The sequence below is a fragment of the Bacillus timonensis genome, from assembly GCF_000285535.1.
Classification (GTDB): Bacteria; Bacillota; Bacilli; order Bacillales; family Bacillaceae_L; genus Ferdinandcohnia; species Ferdinandcohnia timonensis.
On record NZ_HE610988.1, the window covers coordinates 117,750 to 130,960 of the forward strand.

At 37.6% G+C, this 13,211-nt stretch carries 14 protein-coding genes; 1 reads left to right on the plus strand and 13 read right to left on the minus strand.

What is annotated here, in order from left to right; translation table 11 throughout:
* Window positions 1-117 precede the first annotated feature (117 nt).
* From BTHG_RS18185 to rpsU, 11 genes are all read right to left on the minus strand, one after another.
* Window positions 118-495 (minus strand): diacylglycerol kinase family protein, encoded by a 378-nt coding sequence (locus BTHG_RS18185; RefSeq protein WP_042342264.1) that lies wholly within the window; start codon window positions 493-495, stop codon window positions 118-120.
* Complete coding sequence (gene ybeY / locus BTHG_RS18190; RefSeq protein WP_010678165.1) at window positions 479-949, minus strand: rRNA maturation RNase YbeY; 471 nt, start codon at window positions 947-949, stop codon at window positions 479-481. Before ybeY ends, BTHG_RS18185 begins: the two co-directional genes overlap by 17 nt.
* Window positions 946-3,144 carry an HD family phosphohydrolase gene (locus BTHG_RS18195; RefSeq protein ID WP_042342312.1) on the minus strand — a complete coding sequence of 733 codons (2,199 nt, stop codon included), beginning with the start codon at window positions 3,142-3,144 and terminating at the stop codon, window positions 946-948. The genes ybeY and BTHG_RS18195 overlap by 4 nt, the downstream gene beginning before the upstream one ends.
* A 79-nt stretch (window positions 3,145-3,223) precedes the next feature.
* A complete protein-coding gene (locus BTHG_RS18200) occupies window positions 3,224-4,195 on the minus strand; it encodes a PhoH family protein (protein WP_010678167.1) in 972 nt (323 codons plus the stop codon).
* A 3-nt stretch (window positions 4,196-4,198) separates the two neighbouring features.
* A complete protein-coding gene (gene yqfD / locus BTHG_RS18205) occupies window positions 4,199-5,386 on the minus strand; it encodes a sporulation protein YqfD (RefSeq protein ID WP_010678168.1) in 1,188 nt (395 codons plus the stop codon).
* Window positions 5,387-5,416: 30 nt separating this feature from the next.
* Window positions 5,417-5,701: a sporulation protein YqfC gene (yqfC, locus tag BTHG_RS18210; RefSeq protein ID WP_010678169.1), complete on the minus strand. Its 285-nt coding sequence runs from the start codon at window positions 5,699-5,701 to the stop codon at window positions 5,417-5,419.
* Window positions 5,702-5,827: 126 nt separating this feature from the next.
* Window positions 5,828-6,307, minus strand: a complete 480-nt coding sequence (locus BTHG_RS18215; RefSeq protein WP_010678170.1) for a hypothetical protein — start codon at window positions 6,305-6,307, stop codon at window positions 5,828-5,830.
* 48 nt (window positions 6,308-6,355) lie between these two features.
* Window positions 6,356-7,342: a flotillin-like protein FloA gene (floA, locus tag BTHG_RS18220; protein WP_010678171.1), complete on the minus strand. Its 987-nt coding sequence runs from the start codon at window positions 7,340-7,342 to the stop codon at window positions 6,356-6,358.
* Between the two features lie 31 nt (window positions 7,343-7,373).
* Complete coding sequence (locus tag BTHG_RS18225; protein WP_010678172.1) at window positions 7,374-8,699, minus strand: NfeD family protein; 1,326 nt, start codon at window positions 8,697-8,699, stop codon at window positions 7,374-7,376.
* A gap of 219 nt (window positions 8,700-8,918) precedes the next feature.
* A complete protein-coding gene (locus BTHG_RS18230) occupies window positions 8,919-9,365 on the minus strand; it encodes a GatB/YqeY domain-containing protein (protein WP_010678173.1) in 447 nt (148 codons plus the stop codon).
* 16 nt (window positions 9,366-9,381) lie between these two features.
* A complete protein-coding gene (gene rpsU / locus BTHG_RS18235; protein ID WP_010678174.1) occupies window positions 9,382-9,555 on the minus strand; it encodes a 30S ribosomal protein S21 in 174 nt (57 codons plus the stop codon).
* Between the two features lie 346 nt (window positions 9,556-9,901).
* Here rpsU and BTHG_RS18240 point away from each other — a divergent pair, with 346 nt between their 5' ends.
* Entirely contained in the window at window positions 9,902-10,828 is a 927-nt protein-coding gene (locus BTHG_RS18240) for a Na/Pi symporter (protein ID WP_010678175.1), read from the plus strand.
* Between the two features lie 218 nt (window positions 10,829-11,046).
* Here the strand turns inward: BTHG_RS18240 and deoC are convergent, their stop codons facing one another.
* Together deoC and mtaB are read right to left on the minus strand one after the other, a co-directional pair.
* Entirely contained in the window at window positions 11,047-11,715 is a 669-nt protein-coding gene (deoC, locus tag BTHG_RS18245; protein WP_010678176.1) for a deoxyribose-phosphate aldolase, read from the minus strand.
* A 132-nt stretch (window positions 11,716-11,847) separates the two neighbouring features.
* Entirely contained in the window at window positions 11,848-13,209 is a 1,362-nt protein-coding gene (mtaB, locus tag BTHG_RS18250; RefSeq protein ID WP_010678177.1) for a tRNA (N(6)-L-threonylcarbamoyladenosine(37)-C(2))-methylthiotransferase MtaB, read from the minus strand.
* Window positions 13,210-13,211: the final 2 nt, after the last annotated feature.

Below are 13,211 nucleotides of genomic sequence, written 5' to 3' on the forward strand. Positions count from 1 at the left end.
AGGTTTTTGAACCCGAATTTTTAGTACGGAAGTGTATTTTTATTTTACATAAAAACCGAAATGATTTCATGGTTTTACATCAATTGTTACATAATTGTAAGAATTTTCTCTAAACTATCATTTGAGATAAGGCAAAAATATAAAGATTCCTACGAGAACCGATATAACTGCATAGATAAGGACAGCACCAGCAGCTATATCTTTGGCCTTTTTAGCTAAAGGATGGAATTCACTTGTAACCAAATCGACCACTTTTTCAACGGCTGTGTTCATTAATTCAATTGAAAACATTCCGCCGATTACGATAATAATAATAATCCATTCTACTCTTGAGATTTGTAATAGGACACCACAAATCACAACAATCACTGAAGCTAAAAAATGAATTTGCAAATTACGTTCTGAAAAAAATGCTTCTCGTAAGCCTTGTAAAGCATATGAAAAGCTTTTAGTTAAACGTGTCCATTCACTTTTTCTATTATCTTTCAAGTCCATAGGCCTCTAATATTTCCTTTTGTCTTGAAAACATTTTATCCTCATCCTCTTTTGTCATATGGTCATAGCCTAGTAAATGCAAGAAACCATGGACTGCAAGGAACCCCAATTCCCGAGCAAATGAGTGACCATATTCCTCGGCCTGTTCCCTTGTTCTTGGAATTGAAATAATAATGTCTCCTAAGACTTTTGGGACATCATCTCCAATGATAGCAATTTCCCCTTCCCCCATTTCTTCTAGGGCAAAGGAGATAACATCTGTAGGTTGATCCTTGTCTCGATAATCTCTGTTTATTTCTTGAATGCGCTTATTATCAACAAATGTAATCGAAACCTCTGTTCCTTCTTTGACATTTTCTTTGTCGGCAGCTAAAAATAATAGTTCCCGAACCAATGTGCAATCTTCTTGACTTACTTCACCAATCTCATCATTAAAATCGATTTCTAATCTCATGCTTCCTTCACCTTCTGTTTTGTGGTCTCTGCAGGGTATTCTATTCTAGAGTGGAATATCCCCTTTAGGGACTCACAAAGTGTTTTTGCGACAATATCAAGTTCTTTAAGTGTGATATCACATTCATCAAATTGCCCATCCTGTAAGCGGTCTGCAATGATACTATTAACAAGTGACTCAATCTTTTGTGGGGTTGGATTTGATAGCGACCGTACTGCAGCTTCAACACTATCAGCTATTCCAATCACTGCAGCTTCTTTTGTTTGCGCCTTAGGACCGACATATCTAAAATCTGATTCCAGGATATCACGATCACTTTGCTGCTTTGCCTTATGGTAAAAATATTTTAGCAATGTTGTACCATGATGCTGTTCAGCAATATCAATAATTTCTTTTGGCATTTTATATTTAAGCAATGTTTCTGCACCATCTGTGGCATGGGCCGTAATAATTGTTTTACTAAGCTGTGGTGCAATCTTATCATGTGGATTCTCAATATTCATCTGATTCTCGATAAAAAAATGCGGACGTTTCGTTTTTCCGATATCATGATAATACGACGATACCCTCGCTAATAAACCATTCGCTCCGATTGCCTCACAGGCCGATTCTGACAAATTTGCAACCATGACACTATGATGATATGTACCTGGTGCTTCCGTTAAAATTTTTCTCAGTAACGGATGATTAGGATTTGATAACTCAATTAATTTCATCGTTGATAATATGTTAAATCCAGCTTCAAAGAACGGTAATAGGCCAATTGTTAAAACAGCAGCAATTACCCCTGATAAAACTGCCATAATAATCGATGATCCATAATCTAGGCTTGAATAACTACCATTGTGTAGTAACATATTTGAAAATATAACCAAGATATTGATTAGAGCCACAAAGAGTCCTGCTTGAAGGATCTTTCCTCGACGATTATGCTTACTTAAAAAGAGTACTCCAGCCAAGCAGCCAAACAGAAAGTACATTCCCGCCGAGAAATTAAAGGTTCCAGTTACACCTTCGTTAAAGATAAGACTTCCACAAACAGCAAAAATCATGCTTGAGAGAACGGCAACTTTTTCATTAATTAATAATTTTATTAACATTGCCCCCATTGCCACAGGAACAATATATCCTATATCGGAATAATCAATTTGTTGGAATAAACTAATACCCTTCATTAATAGAATGGTAATAGTAAAGATAATCGCAAAAATTAACAAATAGGTATTCCGGTGACGGTCAGTTGGTATCATATCATTATGAAAATGGTAAATAACACCTGTAATGATTAATAAAATGATCATGGACAAGCCGATAAATGGCTGAATTGGGTTATTTGTGCTAGTCATACCAAGAAGCTCAAGCTGCCGATAAATATCCCTCGTAATTAAATGCCCTTCTTCTACAATAATTTGTCCCTGTAGGATTTTAACAGGCTCAACTGCTTCAATAGCCTGCTGGCGTTTTTCCTCAGTTGCTTCAACATCATAATACACGTTTTGAACGACTGCAAATCGTGCCATTTCCCGCATCGGTTCACGAAGAGCTGTATCGACACTTGAATAACGAAGTTCCTCTACTACCTGATTTTTGGCATTCTCTACTTCGGATGCAGGAATTCTCGTATTCATCACATTATTAACAGCTGTAATAACGGCATCTTTTGTACGTGATAACTGGTTTGGTGTAGACGTTAATAAAGTTGAGAGAACATCATTTTGAATTCTATCTGTTAAATCCTGGGGCAACTTTGTCTTTAGAATTTGCAATTTTTCTGAAGCTGTAAGCTGTTTTGGTTCCTCTTCACGCTCTTCCTCCGCGACACCTTCCCATTCTTTCACCTTCGCATTGTATATTTCTAATGCTTCATTATTGGTTTCTTCAATTGAATCAAAAATGGAAATGACAAGGTCTACCTGATTATCTGCGTAATCAGATTTGAGAGTAAAAACATCCTCAACCTCTTTCGCGGCAGCATCTTGTTTTGCTTTTGTAGCAACTTTATCTTCAATTGTCAAAGGCGAACGAATCGTTTGTTCAGATGGTTTTAAAGCTTCAATATGTAAAACTTCTGGCTTGACATTGCTATACATAACTAAAAACATAATTCCCGCAAGGAGGATGTAGATCAAAATATGTAGGGATTGATAGCTTTTGATAAACGACAACTTATTTTGCAGTTTATTTGGTTTCCTCATCTCTTGAACCTCCTTTTCATAACCTGATTTTACCAGTTCTTTCAATGGTAAAAAAGACCCATTTCGCATGGGTCTCTTCTCATGATTGTCCAGCTTCAGCCTGTTCATAAGCTTCAATTATTCGAGCAACAAGTGGGTGACGTACTACATCAGACTGTTCTAAGTAGATAAACGCAGAACCATATACATCCTTAAGGATATGCATCACTTCATGCAAGCCGGATTTTACGCCTCTTGGTAAATCAATTTGGGAAATATCTCCTGTTATGACCATTTTAGAGCCAAATCCTAGCCGTGTCAAAAACATCTTCATTTGGGCTAATGTTGTGTTTTGTGCTTCATCTAAAATGACGAAAGCATCATCTAATGTGCGGCCCCTCATATATGCTAATGGAGCAATTTCAATTGTCCCGCGTTCCATTAAACGTTCTGTATGCTCAACACCAAGTACATCGTGTAATCCATCATATAAAGGTCGTAAATAAGGATCCACTTTTTCTTTTAAATCCCCTGGTAAGAATCCTAAACTTTCACCTGCTTCAACAGCCGGACGAGTCAAGATAATTCGTTTAACCTGACCATTTTTTAGTGCATTGACAGCCATAACAACAGCCAAAAAGGTTTTACCGGTACCGGCTGGTCCGATTCCAAATACTAAATCATGCTGTTTGATTGCAGCTACATACTGACGTTGTCCATGTGTTTTTACACGAATGGATTTTCCTTTTGCAGTTTTGGTGATTTCCTCATCATATAGTTCTTCAAACGAATCTAACTTTCCACCTTTTGCCATTTGAATACAGTAAATAACATCACGTTCACTTACACGTATTCCTTTTCGAATTACACTAAGAAGCTTTTCAAGAATTTCCTCAACAAGTTGGACATTTGTTGGGTCTCCTGACACATGAAGAGCTTCACCTCTTGTTATGATTGAAACATTTAATTCCTCTTCCATCCGTTTTAGATGAAGGTCATTGTTTCCAAATAAAACAAGTGCTTCGTTCGGATTTTCTAGTTGATGTTTACTCATTACTAAATCTTCAGACATCCTTTAGTCTCCTTGAACTAATGGTATCGTGGTAACGATATTCTCAATAACATTATATTTTATTTCCAATTTTACTTTACCATTGTTAATGGATTGACGCAAAACTTTTTCCTCTATAATTTCAGCATCGCTATCTAAATTTTGTTCTAACGTATTTCTGCCAATTCTTTTTGCTTCCTCAATGGCTTCTTTTGTCGGATACTTTATGGTGATATCTTCACTTTCGTGTACCGTATCTTTTTCATAGGCAATCGGAAGTTCCCAATTAAAAAATTTGATGTGTTTCTTATTTGTTTCTGTTTGATAGTTCTTAAATTCAACCTTGGCAAATCCCCAAATCGGAACACGCATATCACCAATTGAAATATAATGTTTTTGTATATTTTCCCCTGTTAGCACCTCAAGTTTCGTGGTAATTTCTTTCTCCACTGTATACTTGTACCATGTTTCGCCAAAAATTTTTCCACGTGCAGGCACATAGATTTCCTCCCCTTCTTTTCCAATTTTTCCTGAAACTAAGAGGTCTCCTTTTTTGACAAAATCATTTTCCATCACAACTGGTCTTCCTTCTTCCACAATCAACTTCTTAATAATTGCTTTCTTATTGGCAACAAGATTCCTTGGACTAAATTGTTCAGGTGGTTCTGGCTGGTTTTTTTCGACTACCTCAAAATGATAGGTAGTCCCATTTAACTCCACACCAATCCATGTAATATCGTTTATTGCGTCTTCCAGATGTCTTTGAAGGGACTCATTGTCTTCAATAAAGAATTGCAATTTCCCTCTTTCAACCCCAAGTTTCTTTAACTCTTGGATGATTAAATGTTCGGTCTCCGGTTTTGCTCCTTCCACTTTTATACCCCATACCATATTTGATAATAAGGTGACGATCATTAAAAACGAGATTGCTCCAATTAAGAAACCACTATTGTACAACGCCTTTTGAATGAGAAACGGCAATCCTTTTTTCCCAATAAAACGAAGTTTACATTGATTTTTACGGACAACTCGTCGAACTTTTTTAATATCCTTTAAATACATAGAGAAGCTCAGGGCATGGGTACCTGGCTTCTTCACATCCCAAACGACAATTCCTTGTCTCACACATTCATTTATGAATCGTTCCGTCCCTTTTCCTGTTATAACAACCTTGACACTTCCGCTAAAAAAGTGCATCCAATGATTTTTCATGCTAATCCCCCTAAGTGAATCAATTCTTAATCAATTCTCTATATATTGCACATGTTCAATTTTTCCTTCGAGCATTATTTCCTCAGGCAAAATGGTTTTAATCACAAATGCATTTCCCCTTATTAGAAGTTGTCCTTGTTTCAGTAATAACCGTACTTCCTTATCTGAGAAGGTTAATAATCCTCGATGATTTTCTATGTAAATATGTAATTGTCCAATCATTGTTATTCTAGGAAGATCCATCATGACGTCAGCAGGAAGTTCCATTTTGTTTGTAATCCATCTTCTCATGCGCAGTCCTAGATTTTTGGGCATAAAAAAGAACCCCCTTTCATCTCATGTTTATGAGTGAAAAGGGGTTCATAGAACTTTTTTAAGGAGGTTGAAAATGACACATCGAATTTCTCAGTTCTTTTCATCCTCATCTTTTGAACAGAGATTTTAACGACGTGATTGGTACGGTCTTTTTGCTCTTGGGGGTCCAAGTATTTCAGACCAAATAATTCCTTCAGCAACCTTATTTTTCGAGAAGTTCTTTATAGCCTTGTGTTGAGTAGTCTCTGTTGGTTTAATAACAGTAAGAGACGGCTCCATCTCCTCGCTTGTTGTTTCACTGTAAGTTCCCTTTTGTTGAAGTTCTTGATATCGTTCATAAAACGTATTTGGAACTGAGGCGTCGGATACCTCCTCTTCCTCTAGTACTTCAAATTCATATTTTGTTTCTACTTCAACCTTCTCTTTTTCAGGTTTTTGTTCCTGGTCAAAAGGATTAAACTGTTTTGGAAGTGGAATCTGAGTTGTAGGCTCTTTTTCACCACTACTAAAACGTTTAAACGCATTAAAAACAAATCCGATTATGACAATAAGAATCCACGCATTTGACATAATCAATTCAAATAGTCCTTGTAAAGGTGACTCCATAGTGTAAACCTCCTTTCGTGTATTGAGGTTTAGGTCGATTTTAAATTATTATTTATCTTCCTCATCCTTATGAGTACTTTTACCAATAGAATTTCTCATATCAGTATCAGCCATGATATTTTTTAAATTCGTATAATCAAGCACGCCAAGGTTACCTGAACGTAATGCTTCTGCCATAGCTAGAGGTACTTCAGCTTCAGCTTCCACAACCTTCGCTTTCATTTCTTCTACACGAGCGCGCATTTCTTGTTCACTTGCAACCGCCATTGCGCGACGTTCTTCAGCCTTCGCTTGAGCAATTTTCTTGTCCGCTTCCGCTTGGTCTGTTTGAAGAACCGCACCAATGTTCTTACCAATATCAATATCGGCAATATCAATGGAAAGAATTTCGAATGCAGTACCTGCATCAAGTCCTTTCGCTAAAACAGTTTGAGAAATCATATCCGGATTTTCAAGTACCTTTTTATGGTCCGTTTGTGAACCAATTGTACTAACGATACCTTCACCTACGCGGGCAATAACAGTTTCTTCCCCTGCACCCCCGACTAGGCGGTCAATGTTCGCACGCACAGTAATACGTGCTTTTGCTTTAACTTCGATACCATCCATTGCCACACCTGAAATAAATGGTGTCTCAATAACCTTAGGATTAACACTCATTTGAACAGCTTCTAACACGTCACGACCCGCTAAGTCGATTGCAGCAGCCCTTTCGAAGGTTAATTCGATGTTCGCACGTTGGGCAGCGATTAATGCATTTACGACGCGGTCAACATTACCGCCTGCTAGATAGTGACTCTCGAGTTGGTTTGTATTAAGATTTAAACCCGCTTTTTGAGCCTTAATTAACGGGATAATGACACGGTTTGGGATAACCCGACGTAATCTCATCCCAATCAATGTAAAGATACTTACACGGACACCAGCAGCCAAGGCCGAAATCCATAGTGCAACTGGCACAAATGTAAATAATACAGCTAGTAAAATAATAGCTAGTGCCACTAATATTAAAATAGTAATCATACCTGTTGGCATAATATTTTTCCTCCTACCATCTTTTTATAGATTAATCTTTCAAAACTTCTCGAACAACAATTCGTGAACCTTCTGTTTTAATGACTTCAATTTTCGTATTCTTCTCAATGTAATTCCCTTGTGTAACGACGTCAAGTCTCTCATTATTTATGATGGCCGTACCTGAAGGTCTCAGCGTTGTCAAAGCAATTCCTTGTTTTCCGATTAAATCTTCCCGATTCTTATTTGAAACATACCCACTCTCTGTATTGGTTGAATCAAAAAGAATAATCTTCTTAAAAGCATGCAATCTCTTGCCGAAAACTTTTACGAAAACAATTGAAACGACAATTGTAGCAACAAATGCGATTAAAAGTGAGATACTAATGACCATCATACTGCTTCCCGCCAAGAAAAAGCTCATTAAAATAGCACCTAAACCTATCAAGCCTATAATCCCCCCAGGCAATACAAACTCCAGTAACACTAACACAATTCCTACGATAAACAGAATAATCGATTCCATTCCAGCTAGTCCAGCTACTAAATGTCCATAGAAAAAGAGTAATAATGCCGATATCCCCATTATACCAGGAATACCAAATCCAGGTGAGTAAAGCTCTACAACTAAACCTAAGCTTCCAATTGTCAATAAAATTGAAACAACAACTGGATTTGTAATAAAGCGTGCAATTTTTTCTGCAATGCTAAGTTCTGCTTCCTCAACAGCAGCTTTTTCATAACCAAGTGTTTTCAGTAAATCTGCTCTATCTTTAACAACACCCTCAGCATATCCAACCTCAAGGGCCTGATTAGCAGTTAATGTTAGAAATTTACCTTTTTCAGCACCTAATTCTGGTAAATCGACGTCTTTATCCGCCATTGCTAGGGCATATATCGGATTCCGATTATTGTTTTCTGCAGCACCCTTCATCGCTGACAGCCAATAGGAAACAGCTTTTTCATCTGCGGTATTTCCGGCCTGATCAATGATTCCAGCAGCTCCCATTCTACCATTCTCAGACATGTAGATTTCATTTGCGTTTAGTGCGATAAATGCACCTGCTGAAATGGCATCGTTATTTACATACGCAACCGTAGGAATAGTTGATTCCTGGATTCTTTTCCCGATTTGTGTTGCAGCATCAACAGCACCTCCCGGAGTATTAATCTCGAGGATGATGGTATCTGCTCCTTTTTCCTCAGCGTCCGTAATCGAGCGATCAACAAAAGCACTCAGGCCTTTTTCTACAGTTTCTTCTAACGGGATGATATAAACTACCTGGTCTGTCGCACTTAAGCTCTTATTTGGCGTCAGTGTAAGTAGCAAAGGCAATAGAATAATGGAAAGGTATAAAAAAATTCTTATTCTTCTCATGGCGTTCCCCCCTTCTTCATTCATTTTTACGTCTTGATAGTATGTAATACGATTCAGAGTCGGAAGTGGTTTCATTTTTAGTGTGATTCTATGCAAATTTTCTGTTGGTAATTATTAACTCCCCATATGTACGTGAGGGTACGACTGCAATACATGCCTTCGTACCCTCTTGAATCCCTCATAAAAGAAAAACACCTTACACGATGTAAGGTGCTCTGGTTAAGATAATTGCTGTTGAACAAGTTTGTTAATGAGACTACCGTCAGCCTTCCCTTTTACCTTTGGCATGATAGCAGCCATCACTTTGCCCATGTCAGCCTTTGAAGAAGCATTGACCTCTTGCACTGTTTCTTTCACAATCTCAACAAGTTCCTCTTCGGACAATTGTTTTGGAAGGTATACCTCTAATATCTCAATTTCTGTCTGAACTTTATTAACAAGATCTTCACGACCAGCGTTACTAAATTCGCGGAGGGAATCTTTACGTTGTTTTAATTCACGAGTAAGAACCGTTAGTTCTGCTTCTTCTGAAAGTTCACCGGTACCAAGCTTAATCCCTTCATTCTGAAGAGCAGCCTTAACCATTCGAATAACAGATAGCTTATCTTTCTCTTTATTCTTCATCGCTGTTTTCATATCATTATTTAAACGCTCGAGAAGACTCATAAAACTACACCCTCTTTTAGTATTTGCGCTTTCTAGCAGCTTCAGATTTCTTCTTACGCTTTACGCTAGGCTTTTCATAGAATTCGCGCTTTCTAGCTTCTTGAATAGTACCTGATTTAGATACAGTACGTTTGAAGCGGCGAAGAGCATCTTCAAGCGATTCGTTTTTACGAACGACCGTTTTTGACATTCTAATTCCCTCCCTCCGAAAACAACCACTAACATCTAATTAAGACACATGTTCTATTTAATTTCTTAGTGTCGATAGCAAATATCGTCGAAAAAATAAACATGTACTTTGCAATTATAATATATGCATGTTTTTTGGTCAACAGTAATTCACAACAGAGCTACTAAAAAGCACATTTTTCACTACTAGTTTTGATGAAATATTCTCCTGCTATTCCTGTTAAATCCTATCTTTTCACGGTCTTTTTGGCACTCCTAAAAATTTTTGTCACGTTTCATTCGTAAAAGAAAGGAAGTAGGCATTTTCATACAACCTTGTCCATACAATGTGATAGGGGTGAGAATGCATGATTGAACTGGTATCGTTATTCGCTGTATTTATTGCGATTTTTTTATTTGGTATGACTGTTATGAGGACAGGCCTGTATAATCTTACAGGAGATAAAGTAAAGGTATGGTTGATTCGATTTACAGATAACCCCATAAAGGGCTTATTGACTGGGATGATTATTACAGCAATCATTCACAGTAGTTCTGCAGTTATGGTCCTCGTTGTTGGATTAATCGCTACCGGATATTTAACCTTTAAACAATCAATTGGAATTATTCTTGGTACAAACATAGGCACAACCTTTACCGCTGAGATTATTACGTTTGATATATTTGAGTGGATTGTTCCAATGCTGATTTTAGGATTTCTATGTTTATTTGTTCGCAGTCAACAAGTATTTAGTTTTGGTGCATTTTTATTTGGATTAGGATGCATGTTTGTAGCGATGAATGGATTCGAACAGCTTGCTAGACCTATCGCACAATTTCCGTCCATTCATACTTTTTTTCAGCATACAAACGAAAGTGGTCTTTTCGGTGTTGGTGTAGGGACCATTTTGACTTCTATTATTCAATCTAGTACGGCAACAACCGGAATCATAATGGGATTTATGAATGAACAGCTTTTAACTTTAAATGCTGGGATTGCAATTTTATTAGGGGCTAACATCGGAACATGTATTACCGCTTTTATTGCTAGTATCGGAAGCAAACATGAAGCAAAATTGGCTGCTTATGCCCATATTTGGGTGAATGTTATTGGTGTGATCTTATTTTTCCCGTTAATAAACGTACTTGGTCAGATTGCTATGTTGCTCACATCACACCCAGATGTTCAAATCGCCCATGTTAGTTTACTATTTAATGTTCTTACTTCACTACTATTTTTACCTTTTGCTGGAGTGCTTACGAAATTTATCATGAGGATACACCGGGCTGCATAAGGAAAGCTGGCCTTTTAGGCCAGCTCAGACTGTTGACAAACGCTCGCATACTGCGTTGCTTGCCTCTCTCGTTGCGCTTATTCGGTATCATCTCTCGCGTCTTCGCTCAGCTGCGCGCCTTGTCTGACAAGCATTTTCAGGACAGTCCGGAAATTGAATTAATATTTAGATATCCTTAAAAATTCATGTAGACAATGCAGTACCGACTTAATCGATTATTAATAGTCTGAAGATCCGGTCAGTCCGTTAACAATAGATACTCCTGCACTTGCACCTATTCTTGTTGCTCCTGCTTCAATCATATCTTGAGTACCTTTTAGGTCACGAACACCGCCAGATGCTTTCACACCGATATCTGGTCCAACTGTTTTACGCATTAATCGAATGTCTTCTACAGTAGCCCCTCCGGTTGAAAATCCAGTTGATGTCTTAACAAAATCAGCTCCAGCTTTGACTGAGAGTTCACACGCTCTAACCTTCTCCTCATCGGTTAACAGACATGTTTCAATAATAACTTTTGTAAGAGCTTTTCCTTTTGCTGCTTCTACAACAGCGCGGATATCTTTTTCCACTAGTTCATCATTTTTATCTTTAAGGGCACCGATATTAATGACCATGTCCACTTCTGTTGCACCTTTTTCAATTGCATCCTTTGTTTCAAATGCCTTTGTTTCAGACGTACTAGCCCCTAATGGGAATCCAATAACCGTACAAACTTTTACTTCAGAATCTTTTAAAAGAGTAGCAGCAGTCTCCACCCAAGTTGGATTCACACATACAGACATAAAACCATATTCCTTTGCCTCAGCGCAAAGATTCTCAATTTGTGCTTTTGTTGTATCTGCTTTTAATGCTGTATGATCAATCATTTTCGCAATATTTGTCATTATGTATTTCTCCTTTCAACAGTTGAGTTGTACGTACCTCTAACATCATATCATTGTTGCATTTGGTTTACTATATTATGTGATAAAAAAAGAAGCTAATCAGAGGATTAACTTCTTAGAAAAGTATTCAGTTTATGCAGTTGTTCTTGTTTCTTCTGCTTCTATTGGTAAGTCTTCTTCGATTTTCACAAATTTACCTTCGTTATATGGGTATCCAGCTTTTGTGATTTTTACTTTTACGATTTTACCAATCATATCTTCAGTTGCATCAAACTTTACTTTTAGATAATTGTCAGTATAACCAATGTATAGACCACTTGTTGGATCGTCCTTGTCTAATTCCTCTGGAATAACTTCTAGTACTTCTCCCTCGTAATTAGATGCATATTCCTTCGCCAATTGGTCTGATAGTGAAATTAAGCGGTGTACGCGCTCATTTTTCACTTCTTCGTCAATTTGATCTTCCATTCTTGCCGCTGGTGTACCAGTACGCTTAGAATATGGGAATACATGCAATTCAGAGAATTTATGTTCGTTGATAAAATTATAGGTCTCCATAAATTCTTCTTCTGTTTCTCCAGGGAAACCAACGATTACATCTGAGGTTAACGCCAATCCAGGTAAAGCCTGGCGCAATTTGGTTAGGCGTTCTGCAAAGAATTCCATTGTGTATTTCCGTCTCATTCGTTTTAACACAGTGTTTGAACCAGATTGTAATGGAACATGCAAATGTCTAACTACTTTCTTAGATTGATCAAGCACTTCTATTATCTCATCGGTAATTTGGCTAGCTTCGATTGATGAGATGCGGATTCTCTTCAGACCAATAACTTTTGATTCTAAGTCACGTAAAAGAGCAGCTAGATTATAATCTTTCATATCTTCACCATAGCCACCTGTATGAATACCCGTTAGAACGATTTCTTTATAACCAGCATTAACAAGCTGTTGTGCTTGCTTGATTACTTCTTCTGGATCACGTGAACGCATAAGTCCTCGAGCCCATGGTATGATACAGAAGGTACAGAAATTGTTACAACCCTCTTGTATTTTTAATGAAGCACGTGTACGGTCTGTAAATGAAGGAACATCTAGCTCTTCATACACGCGAGTCTTCATAATATTGCCAACGCCATTAATCGGCTGGCGTTCTTGTTTATACTGGTCGATGTATTCAAGCATTTTCTTGCGATCCTGTGTCCCTACAACAATATCAACCCCAGGAATTGCCATAATTTCTGCTGGTGATGTTTGCGCATAACAACCTGTAACACAAATAACGGCATCAGGATTTTTTCGGATTGCTCGACGAATGACCTGTCTGCTTTTTTTGTCCCCTGTATTTGTAACAGTACAAGTATTAATTACATATACATCTGCAGTACTTTCAAACTCGGTTCGCTCATAGCCAGACTCTTTAAAGAGCTGCCAAATGGCCTCTGTTTCATAATGGTTTACTTTACATCCTAATGTGTGGAATGCAACTAATGACATTG